The following is a 21,359-nucleotide window of genomic DNA, read 5'->3' on the forward strand; positions in this document are numbered from 1 at the left end:
GAGCGGGGGGTCGGGCAAGGTGATGGGTATGACGGATGCTCGGATCGGCGAGGTGGAGCGGGCGCTGCGGGGGGCCGTGCGGGGGGCGGTCGAATGGGACGCGGGGGCGCGGGCGGTGATGACGATGGACGCGTCCAACTACCGCAAGGTGCCGCTGGGGGTGGTGGCGCCCGTGGACGCGGCGGACGTGGCCGCGGCGCTCGGAGTGTGCCGTGAGTACGGCGTGCCGGTGACCGCGCGGGGCGGCGGGACGTCGATCGCCGGGCAGGCCATCGGCGCCGGCGTCGTCATGGACTTCACCCGGCACATGAACCGGCTGCTGGAGATCGACGCCGACGCACGGACCGCCCGGGTACAGCCCGGCCTGGTGCTTGACGACCTGCGGCGGGCCGCCGCCCCGCACGGCCTGACCTTCGGGCCCGACCCGTCCACCCACAGCCGCTGCACCCTCGGCGGCATGATCGGCAACAACGCGTGCGGCTCGCACTCGGTGGCCTGGGGCACCACCGCCGACAACGTGCGCGCGCTGGACGTCCTCACCTACCGCGGCGAGGCAGCCCGGCTCGGCGCCCCTGCCGGCGGTGCCGGTCTGCCGGACCGGTTGCGGGACGGGCTCGCCGGGCTGGCGGACGGCAATCTGGCGTTGCTGCGCACCGGCTTCCCGCAGCTGCCGCGCCGCATCTCCGGATACGCCCTCGACCGGCTGCTGCCCGAGCACGGCAGGGACGCGGCGCGTGCCTTCACCGGCAGTGAGGGGACGCTGGGCGTCCTGACCGAGGCGACCGTGGAGCTGGTGCCCACGCCGGGCGCGCGGGCGCTCGCGGTGCTCGGCTACGCCGACGAGAGCGCCGCGGCGCAGGCCGCCCACCTGCTTTTGCCATGGCGGCCGTTGACGGTCGAGGGGATGGCCGCCGACCTGGTGGGGCAGGCCGCGGCGGCGGAACTGCCGCGCGGCGGTGCCTGGCTGTTCGTGGAGACCGGCGGCGACAGCCCGGCCCAGGCCCAGGCGCGGGCGCGGGAGATCTGCCGGGCGGCCGACGGTGTGGCCGGTCACGCCGTCGTCGCCGACCCCGCGCGGCAGCGCGCCCTGTGGCGGATCCGGGAGGACGCGGCCGGCACCGCCACACGTATGCCCGACGGCACCGAGGCATGGCCGGGCTGGGAGGACTGCGCGGTTCCTCCCGCCCGGCTGGGCGCCTACCTGCGGGATTTCCGGGCCCTGCTGGCCGATCACGGGCTGCGCGGCGCGCCCTACGGCCACTTCGGCGACGGATGCGTGCATGTACGGATCGACTTCGACCTCGTCGATCCGGCGGGCGTCGCACGCTTCCGCCGCTTCTCCGAGGCCGCCGCGGCCCTGGTGGTGTCGCACGGCGGCTCGCTCTCCGGCGAGCACGGCGACGGCCGGGCGCGCGCCGAACTGCTGCCGAAGATGTACGGCCCGGAGCTGATCACACTCTTTTCAGATTTCAAGGATCTCTGGGATCCGGACGGCGGGATGAATCCGGGAACGCTCGTGCGTCCCGATTCCATTGATAGCAACCTGCGCTTCGCGGCGCTGCCGTCCGCCACCTCGGGACCCGTCGATGTGGAATTCACTTATCCGGGTGACGGCGGTGATTTCGTTGCCGCCGTCCGCCGCTGCGTGGGAGTGGCCAAATGTCGTACCTCGGCGGACGTCGGTGACGCCGGTTCGGCTGTCATGTGCCCGTCGTTCCGGGTCACCGGGGAGGAGCGGCACTCCACCCGCGGCCGGGCCAGACTGCTGCACGAGATGCTGGCGGGCGAGGTCGTCACCGACGGCTGGAAGTCCCTGGAGGTCAAGGAAGCACTGGATCTGTGCCTGTCCTGCAAGGGCTGCCGGTCGGACTGCCCGGTGGAGGTGGACATGGCCACGTACAAAGCTGAATTCCTTCATCATCACTATCGGGGGCGGCTGCGGCCGCGGGCGCACTACTCGATGGGCTGGCTCCCGGTGTGGCTGAATATCGCCCAAAAGTTCGCCCGGCCGTTCAATTTCCTTGGCAGGGTTCGGTCAACCGCCTGGCTGGCGAAACGTATCGCCGGAATCGCGAATGAGCGCGAACTGCCCGAACTGGCGCCCGAGACATTCACTCGATGGTGGGACACCGACGACACGAACGAGGGACGGCGGGGCCCCTCCGGCGGTTCGCCGTCCGGGCCGCGCACGGTCGTTCTGTGGCCCGACACCTTCACCGACCACCTCTCGCCCGAGGTCGGACGCGCCGCGGTGCGGGTGCTGCGGGCGGCAGGACTGCGCGTCACGATCCCGCCCGCCGCGGTCTGCTGCGGTCTGACCTGGGTCTCCACCGGTCAGCTCGACCGCGCGCGTACCGTCATGCGGCGCACCCTCGACCGGCTCGCGCCGGTCCTCGACGCGGGCCTGCCGCTGGTCGTGCTCGAACCGAGCTGCGCCGCCGCCCTGCGCGCCGACCTGCCGGAACTGCTCGGTACCCGCGATCCGCGGGCCGCCCGGCTCGCCGCCTCGGTGCGGACCCTCGCCGAGGCGCTGGAGGAATACGCGCCCGGCTGGGACCCGCCGCGCCTGGACCGTACGGCGGTCGGTCAGACGCACTGCCACCAGCACGCGGTGCTCGGCGACGCCGCCGACCGCCGGCTGCGCCAACGCGCGGGCCTGACCGGTGAGCTGACCGGCGGCTGCTGCGGACTCGCCGGCAACTTCGGCTTCGAGGAAGGGCACTACGAGGTGTCGGCGGCCTGTGCGCGGGAGGCGCTGCTGCCGGCGCTGGGCGCGGCCGGGCCGGACGCGGTCGTGCTGGCGGACGGTTTCTCCTGCCGCACCCAGATCGCCCAGCTCGCGGGCGGCCCGACCGCGCGCCACCTCGCCGAAGTCCTCGTGGAGGGGCTGGACGACCGGGCACGCGGTGACCGTCCGGCCGGGTAGCGCCGGGGCACCTGACGGACGGTCCGCGCACCGGACGACGGAGCCTGCGGCAATGCGGCGGGCCCGGGCGGCGGTTGATCCGCCGTCCGGAATGGCGTGGAGCGCCCGGGCGCCCTGAGCGCGGGGGTGCGCAATCCGCGGCCATGTGCCGCGGCCGCGTACCCGGCGAGTCCCGCCCGCCGGGTACGCGGGCGCCGGATCAGGACGCGACCGTGGGGTCACCCTCGATGTCGTGCAGGCTGCGGGTGCCGGGGCCGGTGTAGCGGGCCGAGGGGCGGACCAGGCGGCCGGTGCGTTTCTGCTCCAGGATGTGGGCCGACCAGCCGGCCGTACGGGCGCAGGTGAACATCGCCGTGAACATCTGCGCGGGCACCTCGGCGAAGTCCAGCACGATCGCGGCCCAGAATTCCACGTTCGTGGCCAGGACGCGGTCCGGGCGCCGCTCGTGCAGCTCGGCGAGCGCCGCCTTCTCCAGCGCCTCCGCCACCTCGAAGCGCGGTGCGCCCAATTCGCGGGCGGTGCGGCGCAGGACGCGGGCCCGCGGGTCCTCGGCGCGGTACACGCGGTGGCCGAAGCCCATCAGGCGCTCGCCCCTGTCGAGCGCGGCCTTCACATAGGCCTTGGCGTCGCCGGTGCGCTCGATCTCCTCGATCATGCCGAGGACGCGGGACGGAGCGCCGCCGTGCAGCGGTCCCGACATGGCGCCGACGGCGCCGGACAGGGCGGCGGCCACATCGGCGCCGGTGGAGGCGATGACGCGGGCGGTGAAGGTCGAGGCGTTCATGCCGTGCTCGGCCGCCGACGTCCAGTACGCGTCCACCGCGGCGACATGCCGCGGGTCCGGTTCGCCGCGCCAGCGGATCATGAAGCGCTCGGTAATGGACCGCGCCTTGTCGATCTCCTGCTGCGGCACCATCGGCAGCCCCTGTCCGCGGGCGGACTGGGCGACGTAGGACAGCGCCATGACCGCGGCCCGGGCGAGATTGTCGCGGGCCTCGTCCGCGTCGATGTCGAGCAGCGGGCGCAGCCCCCACACCGGGGCGAGCATGGCCAGCGCGGACTGCACGTCCACCCGGATGTCACCGGAGTGCACGGGGATCGGGAACGGCTCGGCAGGCGGCAGCCCCGGGTCGAACCTCCCGTCGACCAGCAGGCCCCACACATTGCCGAAGCTCACATGCCCGACCAGCTCCTCGATGTCGACACCGCGGTAGCGCAGTGATCCGCCTTCCCTGTCGGGTTCGGCGATCTCCGTCTCGAACGCGACGACTCCTTCGAGTCCGGGTACGAAGTCGGACATGCGGCGGCTCCTCTTGATGGGGTCGGTGCTCGTGGCAGTACGGCTCTCCGGTCATGCCCCGTCACCGAAGCGCGCACCCTGCTCCATTCGGACCAGCCATTCTCGCGGCATGTGGACATGTCAGAAAGCGTGAGATGCCGCACACCTGCGCGACCGGCGCGTGCGTGCAGCGCACCTCCCGTGCGCTGGGAAGATGGACGCGTGCGAGAACCAGATGACGACCAGCCGGTCGGGTCCGACCCGGCCGCCATGCGCAAGCGCTACCGGACGACCGGTATCACCGAGGACGACCTGGCGGCCGAACCGTACGCCCAGTTCGCCCGCTGGTTCGCGGACGCCGTCGCCGCCGCCGAGGCGGGCGTCATCACGGAACCCAACGCCATGGTGTTGTCGACCGCCGACGCAAACGGCCTGCCCAGCTCCCGCACGGTCCTGCTCAAGGCGTACGACCCGCGCGGATTCGTCTTCTTCAGCAACCGCGAATCCCGCAAGGGCCGCGCGCTCGCCGCCAACCCGCGGGCCTCGCTGCTCTTCCCGTGGCACCCCATCGCCCGCCAGGTCATCGTCGGCGGGGACGTCACAAGGGTGTCGCCGGAGGAGACCGCCGCCTATTTCCACAGCCGTCCGCACGGCTCGCAGGTCGGCGCATGGGCGAGCGAGCAGTCCAGCGTGGTCGGCTCCCGGGCGGTGCTGGAGAAGAGCTACGCCGAGATGGCCGCCCGCTGGCCGGAGGGCGCCGCCGTGCCGGTGCCGCCGTCCTGGGACGGCTTCCGGGTCGAGGCGGCAACCGTCGAATTCTGGCAGGGCCGGGAGAACCGGCTGCACGACCGGCTGCGGTACGTACGCGAGGCCGACGGGTGGTCGGTGGAGCGCCTGGCGCCGTAGCGCGGCGCCTTCGTCGTACGGCGGCGGGCTGCGGCGTACCCCGTGGCATATTGCCGCGGCCACCGCGTACGGCGGCCGGGCCGGGCGCATTGCCGCGGGCCGCCTGCCGCGCGTGAACGCGAACGACCCGCGGGCTGCTCCTCGGAGCCTGGCGGCTCCGAGCACCGGCCGGACAAGTCCGACGAGCCCGCGGGTCGGGTGAACTGCGTGGGATTGGCGCGCATCGCGCACGCCCAGCGTGCGGAGCTAGCCCGCAGTCACCTCACGTGTCCGACTGCAACTCATGCTTCAGACCACCTCCCTTCGTGTGTGCCGCAACAGTAGGAAGACGCCGGGGAACAGCACAACCGATTTATGCAAAGAGCGTGTGACGCAGCCCACACGGGGGTTGAATGTGGTGACGTGCAGCCTTTCGATGCGCAACCCAAACCGCTGGGCGACGGCAGCAGCGATGACGACACCGGCGGCTCGGCAGGGGTTCCGGCTCCGGCGGGCGCCGTAAGGCACGAGGGCGACGAGCAGCTGCTCGCTGCGCTGCTCGACGGCATGGAGGCGGGTCTGTGCGCCTTCGACCGCACGGGTGTGATCACGCACTGGAATGCCGAGGCGGCCCGGATCCTCGGCTGGAGTGCGGACGACGCGGTCGGGCGGCGCGGCTTCGCCGGATGGGCGGCGCGTTCCTCCGACGCGGCCGAGGCCGAGCAGAGGCTGCTGGGCGCGATGGATTCCGCCGGTCGCCAGGTGCACGAATTCGCCCTGCTGACCAAGGACGGACGCCGGGTGCTGGTACGCACCCAGTCCGCGGCGGTGCAGGGCGCGGACGGGCGCCCCGCAGGGGTCTACTGCGCCTTTTCCGAGGTCCATGTGCAGATCGACCTCGAGCGTTCCATCGCGCTCAGCGAGGCGCTGTTCACGGACGCGTCCTGGGGCGTGGTGGTGATAGACGCGGATCTGCGTCCGGCCGTCGTCAATGCGAAGGCCGCCCGTTTGCTCCAGACCGGCCGGGAGGAGCTGCTGGGCCGCCCGCTGCGCGATCTGCTCACCCTGGGCGTGGAAGAGCTGGAGAACGCGCTGCAGCACGTGCTCGCCGAGGGGGCGCCGCCGGCCACCACCGACCTGTGGCTGGCGCTGAGCGCGGACCACGAGAACAAGCGCCGCTGCTGGCGCAGCGGATTCGTCCGGCTCGGCTCGCCGCTCGGTGAGGAACCGGTGCCGCTGGGCGTCGGGTGGCTGTTCATCGACATCACCCGGCAGAAGTCGGTGGAGACCGACGGCGCACAGGTCAGGTTCCGCTATCAGCAGCTCCACCGCGCCGACCGTGCCGCGGCCGAATGCGGCACCGCCCTGGAGGCGGCGGCGCTGCACCTGGACTTCGCGCTGGCCGGATTCGCCGACCACGCGCTGCTCGACCTCGCCGACGGCGCCGAACGCCTGATACGGATCGCGGCCACCCCCACGGGCGAGCCCGGCCCGTGCGAGCTGGAGCCGGGCGCGGCGGAGAGCGGCATCCCGGTGGGCTACCCGCTCGCCCACCCGGCGCTCCAGGCGCTCGAAAGGGCCGGCACCGTACGGACGAGTTTCGGGGCCCGGCCCGCGGCGGAGAATGCCGCGGAATTGCGGATCGACGAATGGGCCGCGGACAGGCGCTGGCCGCCGGGGACGGTGCACGGGCTGGTCACGGTGCTGCGCAGCCGCGGCCGTACGGTCGGCGCGCTGACCTTTCTCCGCGGCCCGGGGCGCCGCCTGTTCGACCGCGCGGACGCGGCCTATGCGGAGGATGTGGCCGCGCGGGTCGCGATGGCGCTGGACCTGGCGGGGCTCGCGGGCGAGCGGTGACCCGCGGCCGCGGTCAGTGGCGGAAGAAGATCCGGTCGCGGTACTGCTCGAAGATCCGGCCGTTCCAGTCGTGGCCGCCGTCCACATTGCCCGAGCGCAGCATGGGCGGGGTGAGGCCGCGCTCCGCCAGATCGGTGGCGGCGGTGGCGACGACCGCCTGCATCAGGGCGCTGGTGACAACGGTGGATGCCGGGCCGAACGGCGCGGGAATGGCGTCGTCGGACAGTTCGGCGTCCCCGACCGCGATCTTGGAGTCGAGCACGATGTGGCAGTGGTCCTTGAGGAAGGTGCCGGACACGTGCCGCGAAGTGGTCTGCTCGGCATAGGCGACCGAGGTGACCCCGATGACGGTCAGGCCGAGCGCCCGGCCGTTCTGCGCCATCTCGACCGGCAGCGAGTTGCGGCCGGACAGCGAGATCACGAACAGCACGTCGCCGCGCTGGACCGGACTGGTGTCGAGGACCACCCCCGCGAGGCCGTCGACCCGCTCCAGGGCGCTCCCCAGGGTGGCGGGCATGACGTCCACGCCGACGACTCCCGGCACGGCCAGCAGGTTGATCAGGGCGAGGCCGCCGGCCCGGTAGACGACGTCCTGGGCGGGCAGCGAGGAGTGTCCCGCGCCGAAGACGAAGACCCGCCCGCCGGAGGCGATGGCGTCGGCGACAGCGGTCCCGGCGGCCTTGATGGAGGGCGCCTCCTCGTCGCGCACCCGGCGCAGCAAGCCGATCGCGGCGTCGAAATACCGGTCGGCCAGGTCCTCGCGGGGCTCAGTCATGCGGATCACCGTGGTGCCAGGGCGCGGCCGGTGTCAAGAAACCGGCGGTGACGGATCCCGGAGAAGTCATGTGCGGGGCCCGGAGCCGCCCGATGGTCCACACTGTGGACGCGTGGGGCGGCTCATGACAACTGTCGTGGCGGGTTCCCTGCGCCGGGCCGGGCGGCACCGTCGCCGCTCCGTGCCCGCTCAGGGCCGCTTTCCCGGATTTCCCGGGCCGCCCGGCGCCCGAAGTGCCGGGTTCACCAGTGGTGCGGGTGCTCACAGCGGGGCCGGTTGTCGGTGCCATGCGTCACAATTGTCCACAGGGCCACGCACGAGTTGACGAGGGGCGCGCATGTCCGGACTGATCGACACGACGGAGATGTATCTCCGCACCATCCTGGAGCTGGAGGAGGAGGGTGTGGTCCCCATGCGCGCCCGAATCGCCGAGCGGCTCGACCAGAGCGGCCCGACGGTCTCCCAGACGGTGGCGCGCATGGAGCGGGACGGGCTGCTGCACGTGGCCGGTGACCGCCATCTGGAACTGACGGAGGAGGGCCGCCGCACGGCCACCCGCGTGATGCGCAAGCACCGCATCGCGGAGTGTCTGCTGGTCGACGTGATCGGCCTCGAATGGGAGCAGGTGCACGCCGAGGCGTGTCGCTGGGAGCACGTGATGAGCGAGGCCGTCGAGCGGCGGGTGCTCGAACTGCTGCAGCACCCCACGGAATCGCCGTACGGCAACCCGATCCCGGGGCTTGAGGAGCTGGGCGAGGAGGGCCAGGCCGATCCGTTCCTTGAGGACGGCATGGTGAGCCTGAACGACCTCAAGCCGGGCTCGGTCGCGGCCAGCGTGGTCGTGCGCAGGATCGGCGAGCCGATCCAGACCGATGCCCAGGTGATGTACACCCTGCGGCGGGCCGGCGTGCAGCCCGGCGCGGTGGTGAGCGTGACCAACTCGCCCGGGGGTGTGCTGGTCGGCAGCGGCGGCGAGGCCGCCGAGCTGGACGCGGACGTCGCCTCGCACGTCTTCGTCGCCAAGCGGTAGGACTCCGGCCGGCGATCGGCCACCGCACTGGACGAGAGGCCGCCCCGGCGCCGTTACGACGGCGCCGGGGCGGCCTTTCCCCTCCCTTGTCCCTCCCCGTCTGACCCCTGTGGAGGAGCCGGGACCCCGAGCTTCCCGGGACCTCCGCGCGACCGGCTTCCCCCCGCGCCGCGCCCCGCTGAAGATCTCCCCTGGGCCCGGGCCGCCAATCCTTGAGCGTTGTCACTCGAACGAGCGGTGTTGGGCGCGTGAAGCCCTTGTTCGAATAAAAGTTCGATAGCGTGGGCCGGGAAGACGCAAGGAGACAGCACCAGGACGGACGACGACCGGAAGGAAGGGGGCGCGGCACATGAGGCAGCACGTGGACCAGCACATCACCAGGCGCTTCGAGGTCACGGGAGCCGGTGGCATCCGCCTCGCGGCCTGGGACTATGCGGCGGCTGCCGCCATCGCGGGCGATGCGGCCGGGCCCGCGCCGGTTCCCCCGGCCCGGCCGGGAGGCTGCCCAGGACCCGGACCCGGCGCCGACACCCGCCCCGGTGTCATGCTGCTGCACGGGCTGCTCGGCCGGGCCTCGCACTGGGCGGCGACCGCGCGGCGGCTCGCACCGCGTTATCGGGCGCTGGCACTCGACCAGCGCGGGCACGGCCGCAGCGAGCGCCCCGAAGGGCCGTATTCGACGGAGGCGTATCTCGCCGACGCCATCGCCGCCGTCGAGCAGCTCGGCCTGGCACCGGTCACCGTGATCGGCCACTCCATGGGCGCGCTCACCGCCTGGCAGCTGGCGGCCCGCCGTCCCGACCTTGTCGCCGCCGTCGTCATCTGCGATATGCGGGCCGCCGCGCTGGGCGAGGCCGGGCAGCGCGAGTGGGAGGACTGGACCCGGTCCTGGCCGCTGCCCTTCGCCACCCTCGGCGACGCCCGCCACTGGTTCGGGGAGCAGGACGCCTGGGCCGATCCGCCGAATCCGGTGCGCGGCGACTTCTTCGCCGAGGTCATGGCGGAGGCCGACGACGGATGGCGTCCGCAGTACGCCCGGCAGCATCTGCTGCGCTCGCGCGACACCTGGATACGTGACGCGCACTGGGACGAGCTGGCCGGTGTCGAGTGCCCCGCGCTGGTGGTCCGCGGACTCGACGGGAAGCTGGGGCGGGCCGAGGCCCAGGAGATGGTCCGCGTACTGCCCCGCGGCCATTACGCCGAGATAGCCGACGCCGGCCACCTCGTTCCGTGGGAACAGCCCGACGCGTGGTGCGACGCGGTCGAACGGTTTCTGCGGGAGGCGGTGCGGGAACCGGAGGGCGCGGCCCCGGCGTGACAGCAACCAGGGGCGGACGGGGGTGCGCGACCGGCGTGAGGGTGCTGTGAGGACTCGGTGACAAATGGCGGCGCCGGCGGACGGCGCGGCGGCCGGGTCCCGAAGCGGTCGGACCGGGCGGCGCCTGGGTGCTGCGGGGGCGGCGCCCGGGGGCGCGTCGCAGGTCGGCCCGGTCGTCGCGCGCACACGCGGTCGTGGCCTGCTGGTAGCTTGCCGTCGCTGGATTCGTCATCGCGTCATGGGGGAGCACAGTGCGTCTTACGTTCGCAAGAGCGGGAATCGCAGCAGTGGCGGTCGCCGCCGCGCTGGCGTTGAGCAGTTGCGGCAGCAGCGACAACGACGGGAAGAAGCAGCCGGCGGTCGGTACGACCGTCAGCGCGACGGGGCAGTCGGTGTCGCCGTCCGCAACCGCGGCGATCGATCCGTCGGCCACGACGACCAACCCGGTGGAGTCGGCCGCGACCAGCGGCGACCCGACGCGGACCGTGGAAGGCGTATGGCTCGCCACGCAGGGCTCGGTCAAGGTGCAGCTCGTCCTGGGCGAGGGCAAGGCGGCCCTGACCAGCGCGCATTTGTGCGGCGGCGGATACACCGGCCAGGACGGTATCGGCCTGACGCTGACCTGCATGGACGGTGACACGGAGCGCACCAACGGCCATGGTGTGCTCGCGCCCGACGGGAAGACGCTCACGGTGCGGTGGACCGGCGGCCCGACCGATATCTTCTCCCGCACCGGCCTGCCCAGCAGCTGACGGTACGTCCGCCCCGCGTGTGCTGCGGCCGCCATGACCCCCTCCTCGGCGAGCCGCACCGCCGGGCGTGACAGCGTGATCGACAGACCCGCGCCCGGGCGTGCGACGGCCCCGGGCGCCGCTCCTCCGTGTCCGGCCGCGTGATCCCCCGCCGAGAGGCCGCCCTCTTCCGCAGGGGGCGTGCGGCGCCCTCACAAAGGCGTGACGAACTGCGTGCCCGGCCGAGACCGCGCAGCTGCCACGTACGCACCGCAAGTAGCAGCCCTCCGGAGCGCGGGGGCCTGCGCACCAGGCCACGAAGGTGCCCCGGCCCGGAAGTGGCCCGTGAGGGGCAGTCACCCCGGGGCGCTGGACGCTGGGCATGCGACGCCGCCCGAGCGTGGCCGCGCCGGGCACAGGACTCAGCTGCGTGCCCGGAACGTGGACTTCTTCGCCCGGTTCCCGCAGATGTCCATTGAGCACCACCGCCGCGTGCCGGGACGGGAGTTGTCGAGGAAGAGGGCACCGCACTCCGGTGAGGCGCAGGCGTGCAGGCGCGGCAAAAGGGCGGGTGAGGCGGCCAGCTCGAGGGCGTCACGGGCGACCAGCGCGAGCACCGCTCGTACCGGGTCGTCCGCGCGGCGCCGCAGCTCGCCCGCCGCGGTGAGATACGGCACCGGCACGGCCGCGGCGGCTGCCCGGTTGAGCCGGACTCTGGCCGTGGCGGTGGGGGCCGCGGGGCCGCCGGCCGCGAGCGCCGCGGAGACCAGCGCGTAGGCGGCTTCGCGCAGCGCCCGGGCGTCGCGCACATCGGCGGCCGTGGGCGGCGCGGCCGAACGCGGCCCGTCGACCGGCGGGCCGCACTGGCGTACCCAGGCCACGAGCGCGGCAGGGTCGGCCAACTCCTCTGCCACGCCGGGAGTTCCGCGGTAGCGCAGGGTCCGCACGAAATCCAGGCACAGCCGTCCCGAGCCCTGCCGGAAACGCGGGGGAGCGGTGGTGTCCGTCATGCCGGCCAGCCTACTGTCGGAACCGGTTTGACTGGTACGGTCGTCGCACCGGTTTAACCGGTTCCGTTCGCGCCCGTCCGCGCAGTGAGGTGTCGATGTCCCAGTCCAACGGCCCCGCCCCCCTTGCCGATTCCGCCTCAGCGACGGGCGGCGCGGCGGTGCCGCAGACGCCGGAGCCGTCGCAGGCCGGGCCGCCGCGGCGGCTGGTGATCCTGCTCGCCGTCTCGTGCGGCCTGACCGTCGCCAACCTCTACTACGCCCAGCCGCTGCTCAGCGAGCTGCGGCAGTCCTTCCACATCGGCGCGGTCACCGCGGGCAGCCTGGTCACGGCCGGGCAACTCGGTTACGCGTTGGGTCTGTTGCTGGTCGTACCGCTCGGTGACGTCACCGAGAAGCGGCGGCTTGCCACGCTGCTGCTCTCGCTCACCGTCGGCGGGCTCGTCCTCGCCGGGCTGGCGCCCGGCTTCGCCGTCCTGCTCATCGCCTCGCTGATCGTCGGGTGCACGCTCACGGTCGCCCAGATACTCGTGCCGTTCGCCGCCGACCTCGCGCCGGACGCGAGCCGGGGGCGGGTCGTCGGACAGGTGATGAGCGGGCTGCTCACCGGCATCCTGCTGTCCCGCACCGTCGGCAGTGTGGTCGCCGGCGCGACGAGCTGGCGGGTGGTCTACCTCGGCTCCGCCGCGCTGATGACCGTACTGACGCTGGTGCTGCGTTCGGTCCTTCCCCGGCGGCGGCCCGCCGCCACCCTGCGGTACGGAGCGCTGCTGCGGTCGACGGTCCGGCTGCTCAAGGTCCACCCGGCGCTGCGTCGGCGGGCGCTCTACCAGGCGGCGATGTTCGCGGCCTTCAGCGCCTTCTGGACGACCATCTCCTTCGTCCTCACTGCCGCGCCCTTCCACTACAGCCAGTGGCAGGTCGGGCTGTTCGCCCTCGCGGGCGCGGGCGGTGCGCTGATCGCCCCGCTGGCCGGGCGGTGGGCGGACCGCGGCCTGGTCCGGCCGATGACGGCGGTCGCCTTCGTCGCCGCCGCGGTCGCCTTCGGCGTGGCGGGGGTGGGGCGGCACAGCGTGCTCGCGCTCGGCGCCGCGGCCGTACTCCTGGACATGGCCGTCCAGACCACGCTGATCCTCGGGCAGCACGTGGTCTACGAACTCGACGGCGGCGCCAGGGCGCGGCTCAACAGCGCCTTCATGGCGACGTTCTTCGTGGGCGGGGCGGTGGGCTCCCAGGCGGGTTCCGCTGCCTACCACCTCGGCGGCTGGCCTGCCGTGACCGTCCTGGGCGCGGCCCTCCCGCTGCTGGCCCTCGCCACCGCTTTTCCCCGCCGGGGCTGACGCGGGAGGTGCGCCTCCGGCCGCCCCGCCCGGGGGCGCGGGGACCGGAGCGCAATTCCCCGTGCCCGTACAGGCGTGCCCTTGTAGCGGGGAGCCGGGCCGCAAAGGGCTCAGCCGCGGACCGTGGCCAGGATCTCGGGCAGGCGGTCCAGCAGGCGCGGCGCCGTCAGGCGCAGCGACACCATGGCAATGGCGGCGCCGTATATCGCGCCGACGGGGAGGGCGAGCCACAGCAGGCCGTGGTGGCCGGTGAGGTGGAGGGCGATGACCGGGCCCAGCACCGGGAGGCACAGCGCCGCCCCGGCGCCCGTACCGCCGAAGACGTTGACCAGCACCAGGCCGCTCTGACCGGGCGCGGCATTGGAGAACGGGTTGTCGCGCGGCACCGCGTAGGGGAATCGCACGCTGAGGAAGCCGCCGGTGGCGACGAGGGCGCCGACGAAGGCGAAGGCCAGGCCCAGCGTCTCGGCCAGCGCGTCGACCCGGCCGAGGATGATGGCCGCGCCGGTGGTCACCACCGTCACGTACGGGACGGCGATCAGGGCGACGGTCAGCGCGCGGCCGCGCAGTTCGAGCTCGGCCTCGCGGCGGTCGCCGATCGTGGCCATGACGGTCCAGAACGCGGAGCCGTCCAGCCCGAACTGGTTGTACATCTGCACGCCGAGCAGCCCGGCGGCCCACAGGCACTGGTAGACGGTGCCGTGCTGGACCACCGCGACCAGCGGCAGCAGCAGGCCGACCGCGAGCCCGGTCGCCAGCGCCGCCTTCGCGCGCGGGTCCCGCCACAGGTAGCGGAACTGCCGCTGCATCACCGTGCCAATACGGCCCTCGGGCAGGGGGAGGCGCAGCCGGGACCGCCCGGCGGCCGGGCCGCGCTGCCGCGACTGCTCGGGCGCGGCGGCGATCGTGGACGCGTCGGGAGAGACCATCAGCCGGAACAGGCTGCGGTGCCACCAGCGCAGTACGAGGACCAGCACGGCCACGGTCACGGCGAGCTGCACGGCCGCCAGGCCGTACGCGCCCCGGCCGGTGGAGCGGACCGCGTCCACGGCGGTGGCCGGGGGTATCCAGCGCAGCACGGACGCGGCGGAGGTGGCCCGGTGCAGCCCGTCGTTGCCGGACAGCGAACTGAGCCCGAGGTTGATCAGCTGGGCGCCGACCGCGACGAACAGACCGCTCAGCAGCGCCAGGTCGCGGCCTTTGCGGCTGGTCAGCAGCCGGGTGTTGGCCGCGGCTATCGCGCGGGACAGGGCGACGCACAGCACCAGCAGGAGGGCGACGGCCAGGACCGCGACGGCGACCGCCGCCGGGCCGTCCGCCACGGCGGTCACCGCGCCGGCCGCGAGCAGCAGGGTGAAGAGCGGTCCCACGCCGATCAGTGACGAGATGAGCAGCGCGGTCAGCAGCGGGCGCGGGCGCAGCGGCAGCATGGCCAGCCGGGTCGGGTCGAGCGTGTCGTCGCCGCCGAAGAAGAACAGCGGCATCACCGCCCAGCCGACCGCGAGCACCACTGCCACGGTCACGGAGACGGCGGGCGCGTAGTGGTTGTGGCGCAGCGCGATCATGCCCGCGCCGTTGCCCAGCGCGTACAGCATCGCCAGGCCGACGCCGATACTCCAGCCGACCGTGCGGCCGCGGGACTGGCGCAGCCCGTTGCGCATGAGCGACAGCTTGAGCCGGATGAAGACCCGGGTCACGGAGGGGGCCGCGCCGGCGGCCGCGGGCACCGGCGGTACGGCCTGCGGCGCGGTGGCGGTCATCGGGGACCGCCGCCCAGCCAGTCCAGGTCCTGACCGGTGCGGCGGTCGGCGCCGACCAGGGACAGGAAAGCGTCCTGCAAGGTGGGCGCGTCGCCGCGCACCTCGGCCAGCGGGCCGCGGGCCACGATCCGGCCGGCGGCCATCACCGCGACCCAGTCGCACAGGCTCTCCACCAGTTCCATCACGTGCGAGGAGAAGACGACCGTGCCTCCGCCGGCCGTATACCGCTCCAGCACACCGCGGATGACCTGCGCGGACACCGGGTCGACGCCCTCGAACGGCTCGTCGAGGAAGAGCACTTCGGGATTGTGCAGCAGTGCGGCGGCCAGGCCGATCTTCTTCCGCATGCCGGTCGAGTAGTCCACCACCAGCTTGTGCTGGGCGGCCGTCAGGTCGAGCACGTCGAGCAGCTGGGCGGTCCGCTTGTCGACCTCGGCGCCGGGCAGTCCGCGCAGCCGGCCGGTGTAGGCGAGCAGTTCGCGCCCCGACAGCCTTTCGAACAGCCGCAGGCCCTCGGGCAGTACGCCGATCCTGGACTTCACCGAGACCGGGTCGGACCACACGTCGTGGCCGTTGATCTGCACCAGGCCGTCGTCGGGCCGCAGCAGACCGGTGACCATGGACAGCGTGGTGGTCTTGCCCGCGCCGTTCGGCCCCACCAGGCCGATGAAACGGCCCGCGGGCAATTCCAGGTCGATGCCCGCGACAGCCGCCTGCTCGCCGAAGCGCTTCCACAGCCCGCGCACCCGGACCGCCGGGACAGGCCCGTCCGCCCCAGCGCCCCCCTGCGCCGGCCCGGTGCCACCGGCCGCCCCGTAGTACGGAACGGGCGCCCCCCGTTCTGCCCGCGTCTGTGCCCGTCCTGCCTCGTCAGCCATGTCCCGTTACCCCTCCCCGTGTCCGTGCCCGCGCTTCTTCCGCGCGTGCTGCCACCCTAAGGGTGACCACTGACAGTGACGAGAGTGCGGCAGAAAATGCGTTCGGTTACCGGCGAGGGCTCACTGGACGCGGACCGCGGCCGTCTCCCGGCTGCACGCGTACGCGAGCGGGCTCAGCAACTCCTCCGCGTCCGGCAGCCAGCGGTTCGCCGGGGTCGGCCGACGGGCCCACTGGGCGCAGCCGCCCGGCGCGGTCCTGGTCGGCGGCGCGACGACCCAGCCGCCCTCGCCGAGCACTGCCAGGTCCAGCGACTCGGGCAGCCAGCCGAGCCTGCGCAGCAGGCGCGGGATCTTCGCGGCCGCGCCCGGGATGACGAAGAAGAGCAGGCGGCGGCCGGGTGTGCCGAGCACCGGGCACAGTGGCAGGTTCATCCGCTCCATCCGGGCCAGCGCCAGGCACCCGGCGTCCTCGGAGACGTCGATGGCGTCGAAAGTGCGCCCGGTGGGCAGCAGGATCGAGGACTCGGGCTGGTGCTGCCACATCCGGCGCACCGCCGGAGAACTGCCGCTGGCCGAGGTCGTCCAGTCCGGCCGTGAGGGGTGTGCGCCTGGCGCGGCGCAGCCGGCCGCCCCGCAGGAGCAGTGGGGTGCGCCGAAGGCATCGGTCTCCAGCCAGGAGCCCGGCAGCACGGCCCAGTGCCGTGCCTCCGCGTAGCCGACCGCCGCGTCGAGCAGCCGTCCGGTGATGTCGCGCGGGGCTCCGATGCTGTCTTCCACGCGGTGCTCAACTGCCCCCGCGTTCGGGGGTTACGGGGTGAATCCGCGGCTCATGGCGGGCGCACGGATGCAATGCCGGGGGCGCGTACGGGCAGCCGGCGTCCGGGGCGGGTAAGCAGTGGAGGGCGGCCCGCCGGGCGGCTCCGGTGAAACGACGGCAAAGCGGGCATTTTCCACTCGAAGGGTGGGAAGCATCCGCACAGCAGCCGCACAGTCGTACGGCCGTACCGCCCAGCGGGCGTACGGCCGCCGGGCACACCGCAGTTGAGCCGCGGCACCGCGGGCCACCGGCCGTACAGACGCTGGGCCGTACAGACGTCAGTCACCAGGATGGGGTTGACGAGGACGAGGGGGAACACCATGGCGGCACGACCACTTGTGGCGCGGCAGCCGAACGAACGGCTCCAGTCGCTGATCCAGGAGGCCGGCTGCTCGAACGCCGGACTCGCCCGCAGGGTCAACATGTGCGGGGCGGAGCACGGCCTCGATCTGCGCTACGACAAGACGTCGGTGGCCCGCTGGCTGCGCGGCCAGCAACCTCGGGGCAGGGCGCCCGGCATCGTCGCCGAGGCGCTGGGACGCAAGCTCGGCCGTGCGGTGTCCATAGACGAGATCGGCATGGCCGACGGCAAGAACCTGGCCACCGGCATCGGCCTGCACTTCGCGCCGACCGTGCTGGGCGCGATCGAGCAGGTCTGCGAGCTGTGGCGCAGCGACGTCGGCAGGCGCGACTTCCTGACCGGCTCCACGGTCGCGGCCTCCGCCCTGGTCGAGCCGAGCAGGGACTGGCTGATCACCCGCCCCGACCAGGGCGTGGCGCGCAACGGCGGCGCAAGGGTGGGCGCTTCCGACGTCGAGGCGGTCAAGGCCACCACCCAGGCGCTCACCGAACTGGACCACAGATTCGGCAGCGGCCATGTCAGACCGGTGGTCGTGCACTACCTGAACAGCGTGGTCTCGGGCCTGCTCGCGGGCAGCTACCGCGAGTCGGTGGGCCGTGAGCTGTTCTCCGCCGTCGCCCGGCTGACCGAACTGGCGGGGTACATGGCGGTGGACACCGGCCAGCCCGGCCTGGCCCAGCGCTACTACATCCAGGCGCTGCGGCTCGCCCAGGCGGCGGGCGACCGCGGCTACGGCGGCTACATCCTGGCCGCGAGCATGAGCCATCTGGCCGCCACCCTCGGCAATCCGCGGGAGATCGCCCAACTCGCCCGCGCGGCGCAGGAAGGCGCCAGGGGGCAGGTCGGCCACACCGCGGAGGCGATGTTCTTCGCCGCCGAGGCGCGCGGCCACGCGCTGCTCGGCGACGCCCGCACCTTCGCCACCGTCGCCGGGCTGGCCGTCGACGCGATGGAACGTTCGGAGCCGGACCAGGACCCGCCCTGGATCGCCCACTTCGACCACGCCTATCTCGCCGACGAACTCGCGCACTGCCACCGCGACCTGGGCCAGGCCGTGCCCGCCGCCCGGCGGGCGGAGGAAGCACTGGCCGCGCACCCCGCCACCCGCGCCAGGCGACGGGCGATCGACATGCTGCTGCTCGCCGACGCCCTGGTGCAGCAGCGCGAGATCGAACGGGCCTGCCACACCGGCACCCAGGCCGTCGCCCTGCTGGCCGGTCTGCGCTCCGACCGGGGCGCGGAGTATCTGGAGGACTTCCGCCGCCGGCTCGACCCGTTCTCCGCGGAGCCGTCGGTACGCGAATTCGGCGCGCGGCTGGAGGCGCAGGACGCCGCGTAGAACGGTCAACGGGCAAGTGCACACCGAATCGTTACCCGACCGACACGCTTCGGGTGCAACGCACGCAAAGCGCTGGAGAAACCCGGCGGCGCCGTCCTCCGCGGCGCCCCGGGCCGCACGTCACCGCGATGTCCCGACGTTCACTCGTTCGGGTTCGTGGTCCCCCTCCCCCTTCACCCGGTAGCGTGTGCAGACGTCCGACACTGGGTGAAGGCGGGAGTCAACGGCGATGCACAGCAACGGACGTGGCGAGGAAACGCCCGAACCGTACCGGGGCGTCGTCCTCCCGGCCGGGCAGCAGCAGCCGCCCACGGCCTACGGCGAGCATGTCCACCCGGCCGGCGGCACCCCCTGGGGCGACCCCGCGCAGCAGGACGGCGCGCCGCCCGTACCGCCGCCGTATCCGCCGCAGGGTGTCGAGCCCGCGGACGCCACCCAGATGCTGCCGCCGTACCCCGGCGCAGGACCCCAACCCGTACCCCCGGCCCCTCAGCAACCCGTCGCCCCGGTCGCCGACGCCACGCAGATGCTGCCGCCGTACCCGGGCACCCCCGCGCCGGAGCCCGCTCCTGCCGAGGCCACCCAGGCGCTGCCGTTGTCGATCTTCCACGAGCAGCAGCCGTACGACGCGTACGGCCAGCAGCAGCACTCGCCGCAGCAGGGCTATGCCGGGCAGGAATTCCCCGGGCAGCAGCAGTATGCCGAGCCGCAGCAGTACCAGGACCCGCAGGCGCATGCCGACCCGCAGTCGTACGGCGGCCAGCAGCAATATGCGACGCCGGCCGCGTACGACCAGCCCGTGCAGCAGGGGCCGGGGCACGACAGCGACTACGACCACCTGTTCAGGACCGACGTCCCCGGCCCCGAGCCGCTGCGCCAGCGCATCATCCAGCCGCCCTCCGCCCAGCAGCAGGCCCAGCAGCAGGCCTACGGCAGGCCGCCGTGGGAGCCCGGCTATGCCGAGGAGGGCTACGACGACGAGCGCGGCGGCGGTCGCAGGATGTCGCCCAAGGTGCTGATTGGGATCGTCGTGGCCGGCTGCGTGGTGGCCGGCCTGGTGGTCGGCGCCCTGATGAACAGCGGGGGCAAGAGCGGCACGGACAGTGCGGACGGCAAGCCGTCCGCGAGCGCCACGGACAAGGCGACGGGATCCGCGGGCGGCAGTCCGAAGGCCGCGGACGGCGGCGCGGAGGATCAGGCCAAGGCGCTGGACTCGCTGCTGAACACCAGTGGCGCGAGCCGCAGTTCGGTGGTCGGCGCGGTCGAGTCGATCAAGAACTGCAAGAACCTGCCGGGTGCCGCCTCGGACCTGCGGGCCGCCTCGGCCCAGCGCACCGGCCTGGTGACCCAGCTCAGCGCCCTTGCCGTCGACAAGCTGCCCAACAACGCGGAACTGACCACGGCCCTCACCAAGGCCTGGCAGGCGTCCTCGGCCGCCGACGGCCACTACGCGGCATGGGCCGACCAGGCGGCGAACGGCGGCAAGGTCTGCAAGGGCGGCCACGCCCGCACCACCGCGGAGGCGCAGGAGGGCAACAAGGAGAGCGGCACGGCGACCACCCAGAAGAAGGCCGCCGTGAAGCTGTGGAACACCATCGCCACCCAGTACGGCCTCACCCAGCGCCAGTACAGCCAGCTCTGAGGCGCCGAGGCACATCCCCGCGGGCGGGGATGTGCCTCAGCTCACACTCCGGGTGCCTCAGTTCACGCTCGCGGCCTTCTTGAGGGTCGCCGCCACGTCCACGAAGCCCGGGCCCTGCTGCACCAGCCGGCCCTGCTGGACCACCTGGTAGGTGACCTTGGAGTCGACAAGGCGGGTGTGGTCGGGGATGTCGAGCAGGTCGGTGTCGGTCCAGCCGAGGTCGGGGGTGAGCCCGCCGGTGGACAGGCCCGTGGTGCGGTCCAGCGCCTTCTGCACGGTGTCGGAGGTGATCTCCGCGCCCTTCTCCTTCTGCATCGCCTCGACCACCTTCGTGAAGACGGTGTAGGCGATCCAGGTGGTCTGCACCCCGGGGTCGGCGACGTCGATACGGTCGTCGGAGAAGGCGTATTTGGTGACGACCGACTTCATCTGATTCCACTTGGCGTCGGACGCCGGCGGGTACCAGCCGGTGACCAGGGCGTTCTCCAGCGGGCTGTGCGGGCCGCCGGTGGCGTCCACCAGGGACTGCTGGACGCTGCCTATGACCGAGGACAGCCGGACCTTCGGCGGCTTGTCGCCGAGCCTGCGCAAGGAGTCGAAGAAGGTGCTGGTGTGGTCGCCGAGCACCGCGGACACGCAGGTGCTGGTCTTGTTGTCGCCGACCGCACGCTGTGCCACCTCGGTGTAGTCCGAGGCGTCGTCCTGGGCGGGCAGGTCGCGGGCGGCGGGGCGGTCGGCGGTCTTGAGGCCCTCGTCGAGGAAGATCGGGAACTGGTCGCCGGTAATGGTGTCGGGCCGCACCAGGGCCACCTTCTTGCAGGCGCCCGACAGCTGCCCGCCGGAGCCGGCGAGCAGCGCGGGCAGCCCGCCGTTGACCGGATACGACAGCGGGCTCTGGAACTCGTCCTGCGTGATGCCGTAGCCGCCGATGTAGGGAATGTCGTTTGACTCCAGCGCCGTGGTAAAAGCGCCGCCCTGCTGGCTGTACGAGCCCACGACGGCGACCGCGTGGGCGTCGGCGGCCTGCTGGACGCACGTCGACACCGCGACCGAGTCGTTGCGCTCGTTGCAGGTCAGCACTTTGAGCTTGCGGCCGTTCAGTCCGCCGGTGTCGTTGACGTAGCTCTCGAATGCCTGCGCCATGGCGAGCATTCCCGGCATATTGGTCGACCTGGTGTCGTCCGGCGCCCAGGTCATCACCACGACCGGTCCCGGGGAGCCCCCCGTGCCCCCCGGGATCGCGCCACAGCCACTGACCAGCGCACCTGCGGCCAGCAGCGGAAGAACAGCCTTGCGGGCCCTGCACACGCGCCGTTCAGTCATAGGTACGGAAGATTCCGGTCCGCGCCCAACGCGAGGGTGACCCCGCGGGAACGGGCGGTCACTTTCAGGTGAATTACAGGTGCCGGCGTTC

The 21,359-nt window shown here is 72.9% G+C and carries 16 protein-coding genes; 9 read left to right on the top strand and 7 right to left on the bottom strand.

The features are described from left to right. Window positions 1-28 precede the first annotated feature (28 nt). Complete coding sequence (locus tag OHA86_RS23370) at window positions 29-2,926, top strand: FAD-binding and (Fe-S)-binding domain-containing protein (protein ID WP_329178203.1); 2,898 nt, start codon at window positions 29-31, stop codon at window positions 2,924-2,926. A 199-nt stretch (window positions 2,927-3,125) separates the two neighbouring features. Here the strand turns inward: OHA86_RS23370 and OHA86_RS23375 are convergent, their stop codons facing one another. Next, window positions 3,126-4,226: a citrate synthase 2 gene (locus OHA86_RS23375; protein ID WP_329178205.1), complete on the bottom strand. Its 1,101-nt coding sequence runs from the start codon at window positions 4,224-4,226 to the stop codon at window positions 3,126-3,128. A 249-nt stretch (window positions 4,227-4,475) separates the two neighbouring features. On the opposite strand from OHA86_RS23375, the gene pdxH reads away from it, so the two are divergent. Next, window positions 4,476-5,111, top strand: coding sequence for a pyridoxamine 5'-phosphate oxidase (gene pdxH / locus OHA86_RS23380; protein WP_329182517.1), 636 nt, complete (start codon window positions 4,476-4,478; stop codon window positions 5,109-5,111). Between the two features lie 354 nt (window positions 5,112-5,465). Further along, window positions 5,466-6,947, top strand: a complete 1,482-nt coding sequence (locus OHA86_RS23385; protein ID WP_443071845.1) for a PAS domain-containing protein — start codon at window positions 5,466-5,468, stop codon at window positions 6,945-6,947. Window positions 6,948-6,960: 13 nt separating this feature from the next. Here the strand turns inward: OHA86_RS23385 and OHA86_RS23390 are convergent, their stop codons facing one another. Beyond that, window positions 6,961-7,722 carry an SIS domain-containing protein gene (locus OHA86_RS23390; RefSeq protein WP_329178207.1) on the bottom strand — a complete coding sequence of 254 codons (762 nt, stop codon included), beginning with the start codon at window positions 7,720-7,722 and terminating at the stop codon, window positions 6,961-6,963. 337 nt (window positions 7,723-8,059) lie between these two features. Here OHA86_RS23390 and OHA86_RS23395 point away from each other — a divergent pair, with 337 nt between their 5' ends. From OHA86_RS23395 to OHA86_RS23405, 3 genes are all read left to right on the top strand, one after another. Further along, complete coding sequence (locus OHA86_RS23395) at window positions 8,060-8,752, top strand: metal-dependent transcriptional regulator (RefSeq protein WP_329178208.1); 693 nt, start codon at window positions 8,060-8,062, stop codon at window positions 8,750-8,752. 373 nt (window positions 8,753-9,125) lie between these two features. Then, window positions 9,126-10,070 carry an alpha/beta fold hydrolase gene (locus OHA86_RS23400; protein ID WP_329182519.1) on the top strand — a complete coding sequence of 315 codons (945 nt, stop codon included), beginning with the start codon at window positions 9,126-9,128 and terminating at the stop codon, window positions 10,068-10,070. A gap of 287 nt (window positions 10,071-10,357) precedes the next feature. Beyond that, a complete protein-coding gene (locus OHA86_RS23405) occupies window positions 10,358-10,822 on the top strand; it encodes a hypothetical protein (protein ID WP_329178210.1) in 465 nt (154 codons plus the stop codon). A gap of 401 nt (window positions 10,823-11,223) precedes the next feature. Here OHA86_RS23405 and OHA86_RS23410 read toward each other — a convergent pair whose 3' ends face one another. Then, a complete protein-coding gene (locus OHA86_RS23410) occupies window positions 11,224-11,811 on the bottom strand; it encodes a CGNR zinc finger domain-containing protein (protein WP_329178211.1) in 588 nt (195 codons plus the stop codon). Between the two features lie 95 nt (window positions 11,812-11,906). On the opposite strand from OHA86_RS23410, the gene OHA86_RS23415 reads away from it, so the two are divergent. Continuing rightward, on the top strand, window positions 11,907-13,148 hold the full coding sequence (locus OHA86_RS23415) for an MFS transporter (protein WP_329178213.1): 1,242 nt from the start codon (window positions 11,907-11,909) through the stop codon (window positions 13,146-13,148). Between the two features lie 110 nt (window positions 13,149-13,258). Here OHA86_RS23415 and OHA86_RS23420 read toward each other — a convergent pair whose 3' ends face one another. From OHA86_RS23420 to OHA86_RS23430, 3 genes are all read right to left on the bottom strand, one after another. After that, complete coding sequence (locus OHA86_RS23420) at window positions 13,259-14,908, bottom strand: transporter (RefSeq protein WP_329178215.1); 1,650 nt, start codon at window positions 14,906-14,908, stop codon at window positions 13,259-13,261. After that, window positions 14,905-15,786: an ABC transporter ATP-binding protein gene (locus tag OHA86_RS23425; RefSeq protein WP_443071848.1), complete on the bottom strand. Its 882-nt coding sequence runs from the start codon at window positions 15,784-15,786 to the stop codon at window positions 14,905-14,907. The genes OHA86_RS23420 and OHA86_RS23425 overlap by 4 nt, the downstream gene beginning before the upstream one ends. Window positions 15,787-15,906: 120 nt before the next feature. Then, complete coding sequence (locus tag OHA86_RS23430) at window positions 15,907-16,563, bottom strand: bifunctional DNA primase/polymerase (protein WP_329178218.1); 657 nt, start codon at window positions 16,561-16,563, stop codon at window positions 15,907-15,909. Between the two features lie 360 nt (window positions 16,564-16,923). On the opposite strand from OHA86_RS23430, the gene OHA86_RS23435 reads away from it, so the two are divergent. Both OHA86_RS23435 and OHA86_RS23440 read left to right on the top strand, forming a co-directional pair. Next, on the top strand, window positions 16,924-18,303 hold the full coding sequence (locus OHA86_RS23435; protein ID WP_329178219.1) for a transcriptional regulator: 1,380 nt from the start codon (window positions 16,924-16,926) through the stop codon (window positions 18,301-18,303). Window positions 18,304-18,532: 229 nt separating this feature from the next. After that, entirely contained in the window at window positions 18,533-19,945 is a 1,413-nt protein-coding gene (locus OHA86_RS23440) for a hypothetical protein (RefSeq protein ID WP_329178220.1), read from the top strand. Window positions 19,946-20,002: 57 nt separating this feature from the next. Here the strand turns inward: OHA86_RS23440 and OHA86_RS23445 are convergent, their stop codons facing one another. Further along, window positions 20,003-21,268 carry an ABC transporter substrate-binding protein gene (locus OHA86_RS23445; protein ID WP_443071851.1) on the bottom strand — a complete coding sequence of 422 codons (1,266 nt, stop codon included), beginning with the start codon at window positions 21,266-21,268 and terminating at the stop codon, window positions 20,003-20,005. Window positions 21,269-21,359 lie beyond the last annotated feature (91 nt).

This window comes from Streptomyces sp. NBC_01477 (assembly GCF_036227245.1).
Taxonomy (GTDB): Bacteria; Actinomycetota; Actinomycetes; order Streptomycetales; family Streptomycetaceae; genus Actinacidiphila.

Excerpts from the sequence above, each read along its gene's own strand:
- OHA86_RS23370 (WP_329178203.1), top strand. The coding sequence starts at position 29 with ATGACGGATGCTCGGATCGGCGAGGTGGAGCGGGCGCTGCGGGGGGCC.
- OHA86_RS23375 (WP_329178205.1), bottom strand. The coding sequence starts at position 4,226 with ATGTCCGACTTCGTACCCGGACTCGAAGGAGTCGTCGCGTTCGAGACG.
- pdxH (WP_329182517.1), top strand. The coding sequence starts at position 4,476 with ATGCGCAAGCGCTACCGGACGACCGGTATCACCGAGGACGACCTGGCG.
- OHA86_RS23385 (WP_443071845.1), top strand. The coding sequence starts at position 5,466 with ATGCAAAGAGCGTGTGACGCAGCCCACACGGGGGTTGAATGTGGTGAC.
- OHA86_RS23390 (WP_329178207.1), bottom strand. The coding sequence starts at position 7,722 with ATGACTGAGCCCCGCGAGGACCTGGCCGACCGGTATTTCGACGCCGCG.
- OHA86_RS23395 (WP_329178208.1), top strand. The coding sequence starts at position 8,060 with ATGTCCGGACTGATCGACACGACGGAGATGTATCTCCGCACCATCCTG.
- OHA86_RS23410 (WP_329178211.1), bottom strand. The coding sequence starts at position 11,811 with ATGACGGACACCACCGCTCCCCCGCGTTTCCGGCAGGGCTCGGGACGG.
- OHA86_RS23415 (WP_329178213.1), top strand. The coding sequence starts at position 11,907 with ATGTCCCAGTCCAACGGCCCCGCCCCCCTTGCCGATTCCGCCTCAGCG.
- OHA86_RS23420 (WP_329178215.1), bottom strand. The coding sequence starts at position 14,908 with ATGACCGCCACCGCGCCGCAGGCCGTACCGCCGGTGCCCGCGGCCGCC.
- OHA86_RS23425 (WP_443071848.1), bottom strand. The coding sequence starts at position 15,786 with ATGGCTGACGAGGCAGGACGGGCACAGACGCGGGCAGAACGGGGGGCG.
- OHA86_RS23435 (WP_329178219.1), top strand. The coding sequence starts at position 16,924 with ATGGCGGCACGACCACTTGTGGCGCGGCAGCCGAACGAACGGCTCCAG.
- OHA86_RS23440 (WP_329178220.1), top strand. The coding sequence starts at position 18,533 with ATGCACAGCAACGGACGTGGCGAGGAAACGCCCGAACCGTACCGGGGC.
- OHA86_RS23445 (WP_443071851.1), bottom strand. The coding sequence starts at position 21,268 with ATGACTGAACGGCGCGTGTGCAGGGCCCGCAAGGCTGTTCTTCCGCTG.